General features: G+C 50.6%; 20 protein-coding genes. 11 read left to right on the top strand and 9 right to left on the bottom strand.

Annotation, left to right across the window (positions count from 1 at the left end; genetic code table 11):
- Positions 1-27 precede the first annotated feature (27 nt).
- Both rpmE and IT774_RS01520 read left to right on the top strand, forming a co-directional pair.
- Positions 28-240, top strand: coding sequence for a 50S ribosomal protein L31 (rpmE, locus tag IT774_RS01525; RefSeq protein WP_195811047.1), 213 nt, complete (start codon positions 28-30; stop codon positions 238-240).
- Between the two features lie 441 nt (positions 241-681).
- Complete coding sequence (locus IT774_RS01520) at positions 682-1929, top strand: malic enzyme-like NAD(P)-binding protein (protein ID WP_195811046.1); 1248 nt, start codon at positions 682-684, stop codon at positions 1927-1929.
- A 67-nt stretch (positions 1930-1996) separates the two neighbouring features.
- On the opposite strand, the gene metJ is transcribed toward IT774_RS01520, so the two are convergent.
- The gene (gene metJ, locus IT774_RS01515) at positions 1997-2317 is read right to left on the bottom strand and encodes a met regulon transcriptional regulator MetJ (RefSeq protein ID WP_195811045.1); all 321 of its coding nucleotides are present in this window, start codon (positions 2315-2317) and stop codon (positions 1997-1999) included.
- A gap of 146 nt (positions 2318-2463) precedes the next feature.
- Between metJ and metF the strand changes: the two genes are divergently transcribed.
- Together metF and IT774_RS01505 are read left to right on the top strand one after the other, a co-directional pair.
- The gene (metF, locus tag IT774_RS01510) at positions 2464-3342 is read left to right on the top strand and encodes a methylenetetrahydrofolate reductase (RefSeq protein ID WP_195811044.1); all 879 of its coding nucleotides are present in this window, start codon (positions 2464-2466) and stop codon (positions 3340-3342) included.
- A 116-nt stretch (positions 3343-3458) separates the two neighbouring features.
- Positions 3459-4319: a virulence factor BrkB family protein gene (locus IT774_RS01505; RefSeq protein ID WP_195812171.1), complete on the top strand. Its 861-nt coding sequence runs from the start codon at positions 3459-3461 to the stop codon at positions 4317-4319.
- Positions 4320-4341: 22 nt separating this feature from the next.
- On the opposite strand, the gene IT774_RS01500 is transcribed toward IT774_RS01505, so the two are convergent.
- Complete coding sequence (locus IT774_RS01500) at positions 4342-4989, bottom strand: DUF2959 domain-containing protein (RefSeq protein WP_195811043.1); 648 nt, start codon at positions 4987-4989, stop codon at positions 4342-4344.
- A gap of 4 nt (positions 4990-4993) precedes the next feature.
- Complete coding sequence (locus IT774_RS01495) at positions 4994-5227, bottom strand: DUF6677 family protein (protein WP_195811042.1); 234 nt, start codon at positions 5225-5227, stop codon at positions 4994-4996.
- A 146-nt stretch (positions 5228-5373) separates the two neighbouring features.
- Here IT774_RS01495 and IT774_RS17150 point away from each other — a divergent pair, with 146 nt between their 5' ends.
- The 5 genes from IT774_RS17150 (at position 5374) to IT774_RS17140 (ending at position 7895) form a co-directional block, all read left to right on the top strand.
- Entirely contained in the window at positions 5374-5889 is a 516-nt protein-coding gene (locus tag IT774_RS17150) for an alpha/beta fold hydrolase (protein ID WP_232365071.1), read from the top strand.
- Positions 5805-6347, top strand: coding sequence for an alpha/beta hydrolase family protein (locus IT774_RS17145; protein ID WP_232365070.1), 543 nt, complete (start codon positions 5805-5807; stop codon positions 6345-6347). Before IT774_RS17150 ends, IT774_RS17145 begins: the two co-directional genes overlap by 85 nt.
- Entirely contained in the window at positions 6344-6781 is a 438-nt protein-coding gene (dtd, locus tag IT774_RS01485) for a D-aminoacyl-tRNA deacylase (RefSeq protein WP_195811041.1), read from the top strand. Before IT774_RS17145 ends, dtd begins: the two co-directional genes overlap by 4 nt.
- A 65-nt stretch (positions 6782-6846) precedes the next feature.
- Complete coding sequence (locus IT774_RS01480) at positions 6847-7767, top strand: bifunctional GNAT family N-acetyltransferase/hotdog fold thioesterase (protein ID WP_195811040.1); 921 nt, start codon at positions 6847-6849, stop codon at positions 7765-7767.
- Positions 7764-7895, top strand: a complete 132-nt coding sequence (locus IT774_RS17140) for a hypothetical protein (RefSeq protein WP_408641194.1) — start codon at positions 7764-7766, stop codon at positions 7893-7895. The genes IT774_RS01480 and IT774_RS17140 overlap by 4 nt, the downstream gene beginning before the upstream one ends.
- 92 nt (positions 7896-7987) lie before the next feature.
- On the opposite strand, the gene rpoH is transcribed toward IT774_RS17140, so the two are convergent.
- Positions 7988-8842: an RNA polymerase sigma factor RpoH gene (rpoH, locus tag IT774_RS01475; RefSeq protein ID WP_195811039.1), complete on the bottom strand. Its 855-nt coding sequence runs from the start codon at positions 8840-8842 to the stop codon at positions 7988-7990.
- 1123 nt (positions 8843-9965) lie between these two features.
- Here rpoH and IT774_RS01470 point away from each other — a divergent pair.
- Complete coding sequence (locus IT774_RS01470; protein WP_195811038.1) at positions 9966-11204, top strand: EAL and HDOD domain-containing protein; 1239 nt, start codon at positions 9966-9968, stop codon at positions 11202-11204.
- 86 nt (positions 11205-11290) lie between these two features.
- Here the strand turns inward: IT774_RS01470 and ftsX are convergent, their stop codons facing one another.
- Genes ftsX through ftsY form a run of 3 tightly spaced genes read right to left on the bottom strand, consistent with a single transcriptional unit; the run spans position 11291 to position 14499 of the window.
- Positions 11291-12271 (bottom strand): permease-like cell division protein FtsX, encoded by a 981-nt coding sequence (gene ftsX, locus IT774_RS01465; protein ID WP_195811037.1) that lies wholly within the window; start codon positions 12269-12271, stop codon positions 11291-11293.
- Positions 12268-12957, bottom strand: a complete 690-nt coding sequence (ftsE, locus tag IT774_RS01460; RefSeq protein ID WP_195811036.1) for a cell division ATP-binding protein FtsE — start codon at positions 12955-12957, stop codon at positions 12268-12270. The genes ftsX and ftsE overlap by 4 nt, the downstream gene beginning before the upstream one ends.
- A 42-nt stretch (positions 12958-12999) precedes the next feature.
- On the bottom strand, positions 13000-14499 hold the full coding sequence (gene ftsY / locus IT774_RS01455) for a signal recognition particle-docking protein FtsY (RefSeq protein WP_195811035.1): 1500 nt from the start codon (positions 14497-14499) through the stop codon (positions 13000-13002).
- 87 nt (positions 14500-14586) lie between these two features.
- On the opposite strand from ftsY, the gene rsmD reads away from it, so the two are divergent.
- The gene (gene rsmD, locus IT774_RS01450; protein ID WP_195811034.1) at positions 14587-15177 is read left to right on the top strand and encodes a 16S rRNA (guanine(966)-N(2))-methyltransferase RsmD; all 591 of its coding nucleotides are present in this window, start codon (positions 14587-14589) and stop codon (positions 15175-15177) included.
- On the opposite strand, the gene IT774_RS01445 is transcribed toward rsmD, so the two are convergent.
- Both IT774_RS01445 and IT774_RS01440 read right to left on the bottom strand, forming a co-directional pair.
- The gene (locus IT774_RS01445) at positions 15174-15752 is read right to left on the bottom strand and encodes a YjaG family protein (protein WP_195812170.1); all 579 of its coding nucleotides are present in this window, start codon (positions 15750-15752) and stop codon (positions 15174-15176) included. The genes rsmD and IT774_RS01445 overlap by 4 nt on opposite strands.
- Positions 15749-16354 carry a YhgN family NAAT transporter gene (locus IT774_RS01440; protein ID WP_195811033.1) on the bottom strand — a complete coding sequence of 202 codons (606 nt, stop codon included), beginning with the start codon at positions 16352-16354 and terminating at the stop codon, positions 15749-15751. Before IT774_RS01440 ends, IT774_RS01445 begins: the two co-directional genes overlap by 4 nt.
- Positions 16355-16416: the final 62 nt, after the last annotated feature.

Below are 16416 nucleotides of genomic sequence, written 5' to 3'. Positions count from 1 at the left end.
GATACGGCCTTAGTGTTGAGGTAACCCATGAAACAAGATATTCATCCAAAGTATGCTGAAATTACTGCAAGCTGTTCTTGTGGTAACGAAATCAAAGTTCGCTCTACCGTAGGTAAGGACCTGAACCTGGACGTATGTTCAAACTGTCACCCTTTCTATACTGGTAAGCAGCGTAACGTTGACACCGGTGGTCGTGTTGACCGCTTCAAGAAACGTTTCGGTGCACTGGGCAAAAAGTAAGCCCGGGTCACAGATTCCAAAAAAAGCGCCTTATGGCGCTTTTTTTATGTCTGTTGCTTCGCCCTTAAAAAGGGTAAAGCCGCGCCCCTCTTCGTCATCGTCTTCGTGCTGTAACCTCGGTTCTGTGCTTTTCTGCAGTCATGGCTTTTGATCTATTGCCCGCCCTGCGCATACTGCAACCTATAGGGGCTAAAGCAGTATAAACAGCAAAAATAGAGATTATGCGGCGATGTGTCTAGCCGCCGCGGCGCGAATCCATTAGATTGAACCAGAACGTCATCAGATATGTTCGCCCGGTGAGGCTGTGCTAAAGTAACCTCAAAAAATAAATAGACAGACCACCCAGCAAAACCGGCCCTGTCTAATAACAGCAGCACGCCAGCCCCGGCCGGGCTGTCGACAGTACAACCCTACACCAGAGACCATAAAGGACATCGATAAATGTCAGATTTCAGACAACGTGCGCTTGATTATCATGCAAAACCTACCCCGGGCAAAATTCGGGTCGAATTATCAAAACCCGCCGAAACCGTGGATGACCTGGCGCTGGCTTACAGTCCGGGCGTGGCTGAACCTGTACGCGAGATTGCGAATGATCCCGAAGAAGCTTATCGGTATACCGGCAAAGGCAATATGGTGGCAGTCATCAGCAATGGCACCGCGATACTGGGGCTTGGCAATCTGGGCCCCCTGGCTTCAAAGCCGGTAATGGAAGGCAAAGCCTTGCTGTTTAAACGTTTTGCCGGTCTTGATGCCATTGATATAGAGGTTAAACACCGCACCACCGAAGAGTTCATTAATACGGTGGCCAATATTGCTGACACCTTTGGCGGCATTAATTTAGAAGATATCAAAGCGCCGGAATGTTTCGAAATTGAGCAGGAGCTGATTAAACGCTGCAAGATCCCGGTGTTTCATGATGACCAGCATGGTACCGCGATTGTCACCGCCGCCGGGATGCTGAATGCATTAGAAATTCAGGACAAAAATATCGAAGATGCCAAAATTGTGTGTCTGGGGGCCGGCGCCGCTGCCGTCGCCTGTATGGAATTGCTGATTAAATGTGGTGCCCAGCGCGAACGCATCTATATGCTCGATCGCAAAGGCGTGATTCATACCCGCCGGGATGACTTAACCGAACATAAACAGCTGTTTGCCAACAACACGGATAAACGCACCCTGGAAGATGTAATGGACGGGGCGGATATTTTTGTGGGGGTGTCTGGTCCTGACTTGTTGCCTCCTGAAGCCTTAAAACTGATGGCACCAAACCCGGTGGTGTTTGCCTGCTCAAACCCGGATCCTGAGATTAAACCAGAACTGGCCCGGGAAGTAAGAGACGATCTGATTATGGCCACAGGCCGTTCTGACTACCCCAATCAGGTGAACAATGTACTGTGTTTCCCCTTTATTTTCAGGGGCGCGCTGGATGTTCGGGCCAGTGCCATTAATGATGAAATGAAAGTAGCAGCGGTGGAAGCCATTCGTGGTATCACCAAAGAAGAGGTGCCACCGGAAGTGCTAAAAGCCAGTAATTCAGCCTCGCTGACCTTCGGCAAAGACTATATTATTCCAAAGCCGATGGACCCGCGACTGTGTTCCCGGATTGCCACCGCAGTGGCTAAAGCCGCCATTGCTTCGGGGGTTGCCCGGCTGGAAACCTTACCCTCTCACTACAACGACGACTGAACCCGCGTCGGGTCCGTTCACTTGTAGCAACGGCGCCTCAGATCTGAGGCGCCGTTACAATCATCTCTTAAGCATCATTCTCAATTGAAGAGTCAATGCCCATGGCTTCCATGATCCGGCGGGCTTCGGCCGGGACCCGATTCGGATTATCTTTACGAAGATCATCATCATTGGGCAACGGCTGACCGGTAAAGGCATGCAAAAATGCCTCGCACAACAATTCTGAATTGGTGGCGTGACGTAAATTATTTATCTGCCGGCGGGTCCGTTCATCAGTCAGCTCTTTGAGCACATTGATGGGGATCGATACCGTGACTTTTTTTACCTGTTCGCTCTTTTTGCCATGTTCTGCGTAGGGGTGAATATACTTTCCGTTCCATTGTGCCATTCAAAGCTCTCAGACTGCTCGTTATTATATATGAAGGTAAATTCTAAACTTTGTACAGAAAAGGTCAATTGAGCAGTGTAAACCGCTTGACGTCTAGACATATATTAACTAATTTAGACGTCTAAACGGCCAAATTTGAGTATTTTATGGTGTCTTATGCACAGGGGATAGATGCCCTAAACCAATCATTGTCTGAATTACGTGACATCAATGTCTCGTTTGAGTTTTTTCCGCCCAAGTCGGAAAAAATGGAACAAACCCTGTGGAAGTCGGTAGAGCGCCTGGCACCGCTCAAGCCCTCCTATATGTCGGTGACTTACGGTGCAAATAGTGGCGAGCGGGATCGCACCCATGAGGTTGTCAAACGTATTCATCAGCAGACGGGCATCGCCGCCGCCCCGCATCTGACCTGTGTGGATGCCAGCCGCGATGAGCTAAAACAAATTGCTCAGGATTACTGGGACTCCGGCATCCGTCGCATTGTGGCCTTGCGTGGTGATCTGCCGCCAGGGATGGAAAAAACCGAAATGTACGCCTCACAACTGGTCACACTGTTAAAGGAGGTGGCCGATTTTGAGGTGTCGGTGGCGGCTTATCCGGAAAAGCACCCCGAGGCGGCTAACCCGCAGGCCGATTTACTCAACTTAAAACGAAAAGCGGAGGCCGGGGCCAGCGAGGCCATCACCCAGTTCTTTTTCGATACCAGCACCTTTTTGCGTTTTCGCGATCGCGCGGCGGCCACCGGCATTGAGCTGGATATTGTGCCAGGTATATTGCCGGTTACCAATTATCAGACCCTGCTCAAGTTTGCTGAATTTGCCAATGTGCATGTGCCCGGCTGGATGCACAAAATGTTTGACGGGCTGGCGGAAGACGACCAGACCACCCGCAATTTACTGGGCGCCAATATTGCCATGGAGCAGGTTAAAGTTCTGGCCAAAGAAGGCGTAAAGCATTTTCATTTTTATACCCTTAATCGCAGCGAACTCAGCTACGCAATTTGTCACATGCTGGGGGTGCGTTAAGCCCAGGCAATAGCGGGTCACCGGATAAACACTGTAAGCCTGTTACAAGTCACGCTACACTGGAGTCAGTTTTTTGGTGTAAGGAGTACACTGTGGGTACGCGAACCCCTTCTGAAATGTGGCGCTTAGCTGCCGAACACGGTAAAGAATTTGCCGGTATTTTTACTGCGCGCTGTAAGGCCGACAATATTACCATCTCGGCCGGGCACCTGACGTATGTCACCTTGTTGTCGCTGGTACCGTTTATTATGGTGACCTTCACGGTCATGAGTGCGTTTCCGGCGTTCAAATCGGTGCGCAGTAAACTTGAACAGTTTGTGTTTTCCAACTTTGTCCCCACCGCCAGCGATGTGGTGTACCAGTACATGAGCGACTTTGTTAACAACGCCTCTGAAATGGGGGCCGTGGGAATATTATCGTTGCTGGTGGTGGCCCTGCTGCTGATATCCAATGTCGATAAAACGCTGAACCGCATTTGGAAAACCCCCAGCGACAGGCCCATTATCTACACCTTTGCCATCTACTGGATGGTGATCACCTTAGGTCCTATGCTCATTGGCACCAGTGTGGTGGTCAGCTCCTATCTGACGGGAATTGCCGCGTTTGCCGAAGAATACACCCCTGGCCTGGGCACCTTTATGCTCAACCTGGTGCCCAGCATTGCGACTCTGCTGACCTTCATCATTTTATATATGCTGGTGCCTAACCGGCAGGTAAAAGCACGGTACGCAGTGCCAGGTGCCATTGTGGCCACCTTATGCTTTGAAATTACCAAGAAGGGATTTGCGTTTTATGTGACCAACTTTGCAGCTTATCAGGTCATTTACGGGGCACTGGCGGTATTACCCATTTTGTTTTTATGGGTGTATGTGTCGTGGGTGGTGGTGTTGTTGGGCGCCGAATTCACCTGCAGTTTAACGGACACCCTGGAAGCTAAAAAAGCCGAGCAGGAACCGCGCAAGCTGCCCCTGGAATAACAGGGGCAGGCGTAGATAAAACTTACTTCATTGATTTAATAAAGGCATCTGACTCGGCGATGGCCGAGTTCATGTCTTCAATCAGCGAGCTGATGTCACCTTTCATCTGGGATAATTCGCCTTGCAAGGCACCGATAGCACTGGCATTGAGGTTATGCTTTAAATACAGCACATTGTCTTCCAAGGCCTGCAACACCGGATCCATTTTTGACTCGGCACGGCGCATGGCTTTGAGCATGCTGTCGTAGCGACGACGGGTTTCGCGCAATTTGTTTTCACTTTCGCGGCGCAGTGAAGTGCTTTGATACTGCTCCAGCTCATCTTCCCACTCGTCAAACAAATCGTCCGCGACGCTCTCTACATTATTGATCCGCGAGGACACCTCTTCGGCGGCTGCCTGGCTGGCCTGATATTCATCGTTCAGATCATTATAAACATCTTCTAATTCGCCGCCGTCAAAGTTAATCAGGGCACTGAATTCTTCCAGCGCAGAGCTGAATTGCTCCTGGGCATCTTCCTGAGACTCTTTGGCATTTTCAACCCGGTCTACCATGATGTCACGTTTTTCAACACCCAGTTTTTCCCAGGCAGAGTAGTAGGCGGACTGACACCCGGTTAACACCAGAGTAGAGGACAGCGCGGCCCCCAGTAATAACGATTTTAATCTCATGAGGTTAATTTCCCCCTTTGTAGGTGGCCGCATCAATTATCGACCACAGATGAAAGATTGCGCCTACCGGCCACAACAAAAACAGAATGACTGTCGCAGCCATGGCATAACAGGCACTTACGACTAAAAAAAACATGATGGCTTTAAGTACCCTGCCCTGGACCAATTGGCCCAACCCTGGGATAAAAAAATTGCACAGTGCAGCGATAACATTTCCGCCTGAACCTTGTCCGGCCATGGTGACATCCTCGAATATTTTATAAAAATGTGTTTTAGTAGCGTAAAAGTATAAAAAAACTGTGATGCCGGTTCGCTGAATCCAGACAGAACAGAATAACCCTAAGCTAAACCAAAAACTCCGGCTAAACAATGTGCTGAAATAAAATGAAACGACTTTATCCCGACATAGGATGTTACGCCAGCGGCTATCTGCACACCCAGGATGACATCAACTTGTATTATGAGTTAAGCGGCAACCCGGATGGCATTCCGGTGTTGTATCTGCATGGCGGCCCCGGTGCCGGCCTGGCGCCTAACTATCGGCGTTTTTTTGATGGGAACCGCTATCGCATCATCGCGTTTGAGCAGCGTGGGTGCGGTCGCTCCAAACCGTTTGGGTGCACCCAGAATAACACCACGGCCCATACCCTGCAGGACATCCGTGCGTTGCGTGAGCATCTGCAGGTGGACAAATGGGTATTGTTTGGCGGTTCATGGGGCGCCACGCTAGCTTTGCTGGCGGCCATTGATGCCCCAGACACTGTTTCAGGACTGATTCTTCGCGGGGTTTTTCTGGCTCGTCAGGAAGATCGGGATTGGTTTTTAGGTCCTACCGGCGGGGCGCACAGCTGTTTCCTGAGCATTACGAGATTTTTGTTGATGATATTCCGCCGCCCCTGACGCCGACCCGAATTTGCCAGTGGTATCACAGTCAGTTTGAAAGTCCGGATGAAAACCAGCGGTTAAGCGCGCTCAAACGCTGGTATATCTGGGAAGAACGATTATCACGGATGTCATTGCCACCGGGGACCGGGGATATCACCACCCATTATCCGTTACCCCTGGTTACCTGTCTGGCAAAACTCGAATGCCATTATCTGCTGAACAACTGCTTTCTTACTGAAAATTACATTCTCGATAACCTGCATAAAATTAGCCACTTGCCTGGCACCATCATTCATGGCCGCTATGATGTCATTTGCCGTACCCGCGGCGCCTGGCAATTACATAAAGCCTGGAAAGGCAGCGATTTGCATGTGGTCGCCGATGCCGGTCACACCACCAGTGAGGCCGGGGTCGCGCTGCGTCTGTGTCAGGCCACCCGGGATATGTCCAGATATTTAGGAGCCTTAGGATGATCGCACTTATACAACGTGTTACCAAAGCCAGTGTCGAGGTCGAATCACGTACCGTGGGCAGCATCGGTCACGGGATGCTGGTGCTGTTAGGGGTGGAACAGGAGGATAGTCAGGCTCAGATAGATAAGCTGGTCAATAAACTCAGTAACTACCGACTGTTTAGCGACCAGGAGGGCAAGATGAACCTGAATGTGCGCCAGGCTGAAGGCGAAATTTTGCTGGTGTCACAATTTACGCTGGTGGCGGATACGCAAAAAGGCAATCGGCCGGGGTTTTCCCGTGGCGCCAGTCCGGCCCATGGCGAAGCTATATATCAACAAACCATTGAGGCCCTGACCCGCAGTGGCCTGCCCTTTAGTACCGGCGAATTTGGGGCCGATATGCAGGTTTCCCTGATCAACGATGGACCGGTCACCTTTCAGTTTCAATTTTAAGCTTGTGGGGACCAATTCCATAGGGTTAAATGGGATCCGTATAATGATAATAATTTGGGGTTGATGTGTTTAGAGTCGTGACACCACAAACAGAAGAACAGTTACAGGCTTATTTTACCTTTCGCTGGACTTACCTGCGCCAGCCCTGGAATTTCCCCCCCGGCTCAGAAAAAGACGAATACGAGCAAGTCGCCGAACACCGCATGCTTGTTGACGGCGCTGGAAAGATCGTGGCGTGTGGCCGGGTCCATATGAACACGGCCGAAGAAGCACAAATTCGTCATATTGCGGTCCATGCCGATTATCACCGGCGCGGCCTGGGACAAATGATTCTGGGGGCACTGGAAAATGTGGCCCGGGATTTAGGCGCAGTGCGGGCCGTGACCAACAGCCGTGAAACCTCTATCGACTTTTTTTCGGCCTGTGGCTTTGTGGTCGAACGGGAAGCGCCCAATGAGCTGGGTATGTTAAAGCGCCAGCAGATGGTTAAAAAGCTCACTGACTTCAGCTCACTGATCCTGCATCCAAAATGGTGTCAGGAGCTGCAGAACACCTGGACCGATACTATCCCCATTACCGAACATATGGGCATCAAGCTGCATCAGTATAGCGGCAAGACCCTCGAAACCCGGGCTTCACTGAACAAAAACATCAATGTGCACGGCACCATGTTCGCTGGCAGTATTTTTTCGCTGGCCACGCTCACCGGTTGGGGGCTGTTGTTTTTACAGTTAAAAGAACGCCAGCTGCAGGGTGACATTGTGCTGGGCGACGGGGATATCCATTATCATAAACCGGTTACCATGAAACCCCGGGCCATCTGCAATATTGAGTCGTTGCAGGGCAAGTTCAGTCTGGTGGAGAAGGATAAAAAAAGTCGGTTCACCATTCAGGTGGATATTTTGGATGATGAAAGTCCGGTGGCTGAGTTTAAAGGCGTGTACTGGGTGCTACCGGCAACCGCCCCCGGTGACGCTGTGTCATGACCACCATCGGCACCCCTTTCACGGCTGGCGCCACCCGCATCATGCTGTTAGGCGGTGGCGAACCGGGCAAGAAAGTGGCCATAGAAAAGGCCCGAAAAGTAGTCATCGTGGTCGGCGTGCGTCTATGATCGCCGTACGTCTAAGATTGGGCGCTATTTAGCCTGAATTTTACGCACAAAAAAAAGCGCCGGTGGGCGCTTTTTTTAGGGCTAATGGATTATCAGACCACCATCGCCGACTGCAATTTTTTCATTGCATTTTTTTCAATCTGACGGACCCGCTCAGCAGAAACCTGATACTTATCAGCCAAATCCTGCAACGTAATTTTATTGTCCGCTAACCAGCGTGTTTCGATGATATCCTGACTACGGGCATCCAGCGTTTTAATTGCTGAATGCAAACGCCGGTTGGCATTTGAGTCCCAGTCCTGATTAATCACATCAGTTTCCACATCCGTGGTTTTGTCTTCTAAAAACTGGACCGGGGCAAAGCTGCCGTTTTCATCATCATCAGCACTTAAGTCAAATGCCTGATCCTGACTACTCATACGAGCTTCCATTTGCAGCACCTCTTTGGTGCTTACACCCAGCTCATCAGCTACTTTTTGCACTTCGTCATGGGTAAACCAACCTAACCGTTTTTTCGCCTTACGCAGATTAAAGAATAATTTACGCTGGGCTTTGGTAGTGGCTACTTTAACGATGCGCCAGTTTTTCAGTACAAACTCGTGAATCTCGGCTTTAATCCAGTGAACGGCAAATGAAACCAACCGCACGCCAACCGACGGGTCGAAACGCTTAACGGCTTTCATCAGGCCAATGTTACCTTCCTGAATAAGATCAGCCTGAGGTAATCCATAACCTGAATAGGATTTAGCGATATGCACAACAAAGCGCAGATGAGACATAACCAGCTTACGTGCTGATTCCAGATCTTCATCTTCACGAAGTTTCAACGCCAGAGAACGTTCCTCTTCAGCCGACAGCATGTCTATCGAGCTGACTGCCTGCATGTAGCCTTCGATGCTACCGTTATGCGGAACGGAAAGGGCCATTGATTGCATTGTTTTGCTCATAATCACCTCAGTTAGTTAAGCACACCATTGTACCAACTCCAATGCCACTTTGCGAACATAGACATTCGCCGTATTGCAATGTAGGGGCTTATTGTCAAATTGACAACTACCAAGACCCGAAAATTACCAAAAAAGTTCCAAAAAGAAAAAGCCTTTTAAAGTAATCCATATGCAAGGTAGACCAACATAAATAAAGTGGCAACGCAGCCTGCCCCAAACCATTAAGATCGGCGCAGGCATCGATACTGGTCTACTTTCGATTGTGCATCCCTAGCGCAGCAAGTCACATGCCATGAACCACCAGGGCCGAATGTTTTTATGGTTACCACCGTAGCCGACCAGCCACTTTGAGGACATTGCTTCAACCGCCCACCCCCTTGGTGTCAGCGGCCCACAGGTAATCTGACCCGTACCAGTGGCCGCCATGGCCGGTTGTCGTTTAAGGTCGATATCCATGCGGATAAACCGCCACAGTCAGGCTTGCGCTACACTTGTAATCTATTCACAGAGGCAGGCTCCACCACCGGCGAGTGTGGAAAAAAGGCGTCACTGTGCGGCTTAGGCGCAGGTTTCGTGCCGTTCTCACGGCGCACCTTCCAGCTTGTTTTTCGCCAGGCGTTAATAACCCCAATGTCGTAACGATAAAATACTGACCAGTGGTGAAAATACCTGCAAACATTAAACTTATGTAGTCTGGCTCAAAATCCCATAACACGTATTCTAGTGACCTTGCGGTGGCGCCGGCCCGGCCACGTGGACTGCCCCCGTTCGGCGCATTTGCCTGGCTCTGGCAAAATTACACACGCCGCGGTCTCGGGCCTGCCAGACCGATGCGATTGGCACGACGGGTATTACAAATGGTTAATAAGGCGCTTTGGGTTAAACTCGCTATACTTACATCAGTCTTCATTGTCTGAGTTTGATGCGGTTAGCGCGGCAGATTTGTTGCGCGCACCCTAGTAGTAACCGGTGCTTGCTATGAATGATGTTCATTTTTAGACAATGTTAGCCGGTGAATTTTTACGCTGGATTGCGTCGGGTCGCTAGGGTACAGTGCATCTATACTTTAAAATAAAATGCAATGCGCATCTGCGCCGTTGTCCCTGTAGGAAGAAATATAGGAATGTTTGCGTTTATCGCTCGCCAGCCCATTCTGGACTGCCAAAAGGATGTATTTGCCTACGAACTGTTGTTTCGAGATGGTAAGGGTGGCTGCTTTCCTGATGCCACGTCAGAGAAAGTCGCGGCTATCGCCGAGCGTTTCAATCCCCTGGGTCTGGACGATATGAGTGCTCAAAAGATGTCATTCATCAATTTTAGAGCCGAGACGCTGATCAGCCGGTTCCCCACCAATTTAGATCCTCAAAGAGTAGTGGTGGAATTATCTGAAAGTCCGGACCATGGCTCCGGGCTCATTGAAGCTTGCAAACATATTAAACAATTAGGCTATCAGATTGCGTTGGATGATCCCATGATGCTGAGTAGCCAAAGCGCCATCCTACCGCTTTTGGATATCGTCAAAGTTGATATTGGCAAAATTCGGGCGGACTATGTGACTCGCCGCTTGCCCCGTTTTGCCGATGCCAATGTTAAGCTCATTGCCGAAAATGTCGGTACCCATGATGCGTTTACCCAGTGTCGGGAGCTGGGATTTGACTTGTTCCAGGGCTATTTTTTTGCTCAGCCTGAGGCCAGGATAGCCCGGCAGCTGCCGGCCTCGAAAATGAACCTGGTGGACTTGATGGGCGAAAGCTCGGCAGAAGATTTTGATATCAACCGGATCAATCAGATTATTGAACGCGATGCTGCCCTGAGCTATCTATTACTGCGTTTTATCAACAACCCCACCATCAATAAACGCCATGAAATCTCATCGCTTAAACATGCGCTGAACTATATGGGTGAGGTAGAAATCAAAAAGTTTATTGCCTTGTTGTCCCTGGCGCATCTGGGTGATGAGAAACCGCTGGAAGTGATTCATATGTCGCTGGTCAGAGCCAAATTTTTTGATTTGCTGGCGCAACAGCGAGGACAGAGAACCGACCCTCCGGTAGGTTTTTTGATTGGTTTGTTTTCGCTACTTGATGCCTTATTGGATCAGGACATGCCTGGCATCTTAAAACAGCTGCCGCTGGTGGATGAAGTCAACAATGCATTACTGGGTAAATCGAGCGAGTTCAATCATTACCTGGCATTAGTCAGGGCGTTTGAAAGCGCGCTGTGGCTCAATGTTATCAAGCAATCCAAAGCATTAGATATTGATCAGAAACAGCTGCATAGTTTGTACAATCAGGCCATCGTCTGGGGCAATAGCGTCAGAAGCACGATGTCATCGTACTTCCCGACCACCCGTTCACTCTAGCCCGTTTTTAGCAACACGTTTTTAGCAAAAAATACGTGGCGGCCAGATACTTTAGCGCGGCCCGTTGGCATGACCGCAGATAATCATTACCGCGGCTCGATTTCACGTACATGACGCTGAACTGAAATGACCGATCCCACCAGCCCCAGCAGCACCGACAGGCCCAACATAGTCAGCAGCGCGGTGCCGGTTAACCCGGTAATATTAAATTGCTTTTGATATAAGCTGGCAAACGCCTGAATGCTGCTGTCCATCCACCACAGGATAAGGATGACCGCAAACCAGGCAATGAGCCCGCCTAACAGACCATACCAGAAACCGGTATATAAAAAAGGACGGTGGATAAACGCATCGGTGGCCCCCACCAGCTTCATCACCAGAATTTCATCCCGCTTGCTTAGGATATTCAGCCTTATTGTATTCCCAATAATCAATACCACCGAGATAAACAACAAACCGCCGATCAAGGTCACCAGTTCCCGGGCAATGTTAAGTACCGCATATAACCGCTCCAGCCACTCTACATCCAGCTTGCCGACATCCACCTCACGCTGCTCGGTTAACTTCGCCAGTAAGGCACGTGCCGCCTGAGGTGACACATGTTTCTGAGCGGGCGTAACCAGCACCACATCCGGCAATGGATTGCTTTTCAGGTAAGCCATAGCATCGCCCAGCCCCGACAACTGCTGAAACTCTTTTAACGCGTCATCCGCCGGGATGTAGGTCACCTTGTCCACTTCCGGCCAGGTTTTGATGCGGGTAATCAGTTGCTGGGCACTGCCGGTATTGGTCTGCGACTCTAAAAATAACGAAATTTCAGACACCTGCTCCCAGCCGGCGGTGATTTTTTCGGTATTTTTCACCAGAATATACAAGGTACTGGGCAAGGTAATACTCAAGCCCAGCACCCCAATGGTCATCAATGAGGCCGCCGGCTGGCGCCATAACTCCCCTAAGCTGTTCAGTGCCTGACGAATGTGTGAAATAACCAGCATCGACAGCATTTGCCATAACCCCACCCGGGCATCGCTGGCGCCCTGGGGGCGACCTTTAAATAACAGGCTCATCGGTTTGTCTCCTGCATGCCATCCGACAATCCATCGGTAATCATTTGTCCGTCTTTTAAGGTCAGGGTACGATATTTCATGCGGGCAATCAGGCCCAGGTCGTGGGTAGCAATCAATACCGAAACCCCGGCCTGATTGAAATCTTCAAACAGACGCACAATTTCCATCGACAGTTTGGGATCCAGGTTACCGGTGGGCTCATCGGCCAACAATAAGGGCGGCTTGTTGACCACGGCCCGGGCAATGCCGACCCGCTGTTGTTCACCACCTGAGAGCATCACGGGAATATCGCGGGCTTTATCCCGCAGCCCCACCATCTCTAGGGCAGCATGCACCCGGCGAGATATTTCTTTATGGGTATAGCCTTCAATGACCAATGGCAGCGCCACATTGTCGAACACGGTTTTGTCCATCAACAACTGATGGCTTTGAAAAATCATGCCTATATCACGACGAATATAGGCTATTTGCCGACGCTTGATGGTGTTCAGATCATGACCGTTGATCATCACCCGGCCCACTGTGGGGCGCTCCATAATACTGATAAGCTTCAGCAGCGTACTTTTACCGGCACCGGAATGGCCGGTCAGAAACGCCATTTCCCCCGGCGCAATATGAAAATTCACCTTGCTCAGAGCTCGCTGGCCACCCGCATAGGTTTTACTGACCTGCTCAAATTTAATCATAATACTATCTGGTTACCTCACATCCCTGCTGAACGGCGACACTTATCCCCGGCCCTCGGCTTCGCTAAACAGCGCATCAATAAATTCATCACCATTGAAGGTGCGCAAATCATCAATGCTTTCCCCCACCCCAATATAGCGAATCGGGATATTGAACTGATCAGCCACCGAAAAGATAACCCCGCCCTTGGCAGTGCCATCCAGCTTGGTCAGCGTGATACCAGATAAATTGACCGCCTCATTGAACAGTCTGGCCTGGCTGATGGCATTTTGACCGGTGCCGGCATCAATGGTGAGCATGACTTCATGAGGGGCATCGGGATTGATTTTTTTCATTACCCGAACCACCTTTTTGAGCTCTTCCATCAGGTTATCTTTGTTTTGCAGACGTCCGGCGGTATCGGCAATTAATACATCCATATTGCGCGACTTGGCCGACTGCAGAGCATCGTAAAGCACCGAGGCGCTGTCAGAGCCGGTGGGCTGAGAAATAACCGGAATACTGTTGCGCTCACCCCAGACCTGTAACTGCTCAACCGCCGCAGCCCGGAAGGTATCACCGGCGGCCAGCATAACTTTCTTGCCATCCTGCTGAAACTGTTTGGCCAGCTTACCAATGGTGGTGGTTTTACCCACCCCATTGACCCCGACCATCAGAATCACAAAGGGTCCCTGGGATTTATCGTGCTGCGCCATGGTAGTCGCCAACGGCTGCTCTACGCCCTTAAGCATATCGCGCATCTGTTCTTTGAGGATATCCAGCAGCGCTTCGGCATCTTTAAGCTGATTGCGTTTAGCCCGGCTGGTCAGATTATCAATAATTTTGGAGGTGGTGTTCATCCCCACATCCGCCACCAGCAACTGGGTCTCTAAGTCCTCATACAGCTCATCATCAATGGCTTTGCCCTTAAACAGGCTGACAAAACCGCTGCCCAGATTGGTGCGCGTACGCGACAAACTGTCTTTTAAGCGGCCAAAAAGCGAGCGCTTGGGTGTTTTGTCGGCAGAGGGAGCCGGCACCGCCACTGGCTCTGGCTCTGGCTCTGGCTCTGGCTCTGGCTCTGGCTCTGGCTCTGGCTCTGGCTCTGGCTCTGGCTCTGGCTCTGGCTCTGGCTCTGGCTCTGGCTCTGGCTCTGGCTCTGGCTCTGGCTCTGGCTCTGGCTCTGGCTCTGGCTCTGGCTCTGGCTCTGGCTCTGGCTCTGGCTCTGGCTCTGGCTCTGGCTCTGGCTCTGGCTCTGGCTCTGGCTCTGGCTCTGGCTCTGGCTCTGGCTCTGGCTCTTCAGTGTGGGTGTGAGAAGCTTTAGAAACAACCTCAGACTGTTCTTTTTCTTCTTTTTCTTCAGTAGCCTGCGCTAAATTTTCACTAACTTCCTCATGGGCCTCATCAAGTTGATCGGCCACAACTTCAGAAGTAATTTCATCTACCTGGGTCGTTTCCTGAGACTCTTGCTGTGGTGGTACGGTATTCGACTCTGCAGTCTCTTGCTGTTGTTTTTTATCAGATTTCTTGTTCTTACGGAACCAGCCAAAAAGTTTCGACATTGTGCGGACAAACCCTTATTAATTCAGTATAAATTCGGCTAAACTGACCAGCCATAACCAGTCGTTATAGTAACATTGTCAACCAGTATGAAGCGAGCGTCTAAAGCCCCCTCTTCCAACCGTCACGGTCAGGTACGGATCATTGCCGGCCTATGGCGTGGCAGAAAACTTCCGGTCTATGATATTCAGGGCTTACGCCCGACCACCGACCGCAACAAAGAAACCTTATTCAACTGGCTGATGCACGATCTGCAAAAGGCGCATTGTCTGGATGTTTTTGCCGGCTCCGGGGGCCTGGGTCTGGAGGCCTTATCCCGCTACGCAGCCCATTGTGACTTTTTTGAAAAAGATGCGGCTGCCGCCCGGCAGCTGACTACCAACCTGCACACCCTCAACGCCTCCGGCCAGGTGTTCAAAGGCGATGCGCTGAGTCTGCTCAACAGCAGCACCCAGGCCTACGATATTATTTTCCTTGATCCACCCTTCGGGCAAAATTTAGTGCAGCCAGCGCTCGATATTATCGCACAGCGGGAGCTGATTAAACCAAATGGTCTTATCTATATTGAGCAGGAGAGCAATGCTAGTCTGCCCACCCTGCCACCGGGGTTTCATCTGATCAAACAAAAGCTGTTATCGCAGTTGTCGTTCGGGCTGATTGAAGCCCAGCCGCGCGACTAAAGCTCCAGCCCAATATTGGAAATGCCGGCTTCCAGCGCCAGCGCTTTATAGTCATTAATGGCCTCAGGCTTTCTGGCGAGCGTCTCCAGCCGGTCCAGCAGTTCCTGTTGGGTGGCAATTTCAAATTCCATCAGCGGGTGCGTTTTCACGGACTCATCGCTGGCTTCGCCGGTTAACAGTAAAAAGGCTTCTACCGAGCCCTGGGATAATTTACTGATCACCACCGCGCCCTGCTCATCCTGCTTTAATACCAGGTTCACCAGTGCCCCCAGCGCGATGGCCGCATCAATCGCGGGGTACACGCCATAGGAGTCATGTTCCTGGATGTCGGGGGTGGCTTCCTCAACACGCTCCAGGTGCACCCCAAAATTAATCTTACTGCGGGGCGTACGCAACCATTCCCACACCAGGTCCAGACATTTGCGGGTTACGCCTTCATCATCAAAGCCGCTGGTTTCACAAAATAACTGATAGTTGGGCAGCATCCGTTCGCACAAAGCGGCGCCAAAGGCGATGGCTTTCCAGTCACTGAGTTCGCGCACCTGCGCAAAGGTATTGAGTTTTGGTTGCATTATTCAAAGATTTCCGAGGTGTGTGAAAAATAAAGCGCGATCCCATCTAAGAACATCTGAATGGCGATCATGACCAGTATCATGCCCATTAAACGCTCCATGGCAATCAAGCCGCGCTCGCCCAGAATCCGGTGAAAGGTACTTGAGAACAGTAAGATAATGGCGCTGATAAACCAGGAGGCGCCCAGCGCTAACGACCAGTCGACCATACGATCCGGGTTCTGATTGGATAACAAAATAAGCGCGGCCAGCGTGGAAGGACCGGCGATAAGGGGAATCGCCAGCGGTACCAGAAACGGCTCCTCACCCACCGCCAGACCCAATGGATTGCCCGATTGCGGAAAAATCATTTTCACTGCTATCAGAAACAAAATGATGCCGCCGGCAATACTGACACTTTCCTGACGCACATTAAGAAAATCCAGCACGGCCTGGCCACTGAACAAGAAGACAAACAATATCAGCAGGGCTAACAATAACTCGCGGATCAGAATAATGCGTCGACGTTTGGGTTCAATAGATTTAAGCACCGACATAAATATTGGCAGATTACCCAACGGGTCCATGATAAGAAAAAGCATAATCGCCGCCGACCAGGTATCCATGAACGCTTATCCTCTGTTGTAGGTGCTACCACATGAGCATCGCAGGCAGGTGCTGCAAAACA

The organism is Salinimonas marina, assembly GCF_015644725.1.
Classification (GTDB): Bacteria; Pseudomonadota; Gammaproteobacteria; order Enterobacterales; family Alteromonadaceae; genus Alteromonas.
Note: the sequence above shows the minus strand (reverse complement) of the source record. Positions and strands in the feature narration are given on the sequence as shown.

Coding starts and splice junctions, on each gene's coding strand:
- rpmE (WP_195811047.1), top strand. CDS start 28: ATGAAACAAGATATTCATCCAAAGTATGCTGAAATTACTGCAAGCTGT.
- IT774_RS01520 (WP_195811046.1), top strand. CDS start 682: ATGTCAGATTTCAGACAACGTGCGCTTGATTATCATGCAAAACCTACC.
- metJ (WP_195811045.1), bottom strand. CDS start 2,317: ATGGCACAATGGAACGGAAAGTATATTCACCCCTACGCAGAACATGGC.
- metF (WP_195811044.1), top strand. CDS start 2,464: ATGGTGTCTTATGCACAGGGGATAGATGCCCTAAACCAATCATTGTCT.
- IT774_RS01505 (WP_195812171.1), top strand. CDS start 3,459: ATGTGGCGCTTAGCTGCCGAACACGGTAAAGAATTTGCCGGTATTTTT.
- IT774_RS01500 (WP_195811043.1), bottom strand. CDS start 4,989: ATGAGATTAAAATCGTTATTACTGGGGGCCGCGCTGTCCTCTACTCTG.
- IT774_RS01495 (WP_195811042.1), bottom strand. CDS start 5,227: ATGGCCGGACAAGGTTCAGGCGGAAATGTTATCGCTGCACTGTGCAAT.
- IT774_RS17150 (WP_232365071.1), top strand. CDS start 5,374: ATGAAACGACTTTATCCCGACATAGGATGTTACGCCAGCGGCTATCTG.
- dtd (WP_195811041.1), top strand. CDS start 6,344: ATGATCGCACTTATACAACGTGTTACCAAAGCCAGTGTCGAGGTCGAA.
- IT774_RS17140 (WP_408641194.1), top strand. CDS start 7,764: ATGACCACCATCGGCACCCCTTTCACGGCTGGCGCCACCCGCATCATG.
- rpoH (WP_195811039.1), bottom strand. CDS start 8,842: ATGAGCAAAACAATGCAATCAATGGCCCTTTCCGTTCCGCATAACGGT.
- IT774_RS01470 (WP_195811038.1), top strand. CDS start 9,966: ATGTTTGCGTTTATCGCTCGCCAGCCCATTCTGGACTGCCAAAAGGAT.
- ftsX (WP_195811037.1), bottom strand. CDS start 12,271: ATGAGCCTGTTATTTAAAGGTCGCCCCCAGGGCGCCAGCGATGCCCGG.
- ftsE (WP_195811036.1), bottom strand. CDS start 12,957: ATGATTAAATTTGAGCAGGTCAGTAAAACCTATGCGGGTGGCCAGCGA.
- ftsY (WP_195811035.1), bottom strand. CDS start 14,499: ATGTCGAAACTTTTTGGCTGGTTCCGTAAGAACAAGAAATCTGATAAA.
- rsmD (WP_195811034.1), top strand. CDS start 14,587: ATGAAGCGAGCGTCTAAAGCCCCCTCTTCCAACCGTCACGGTCAGGTA.
- IT774_RS01440 (WP_195811033.1), bottom strand. CDS start 16,354: ATGGATACCTGGTCGGCGGCGATTATGCTTTTTCTTATCATGGACCCG.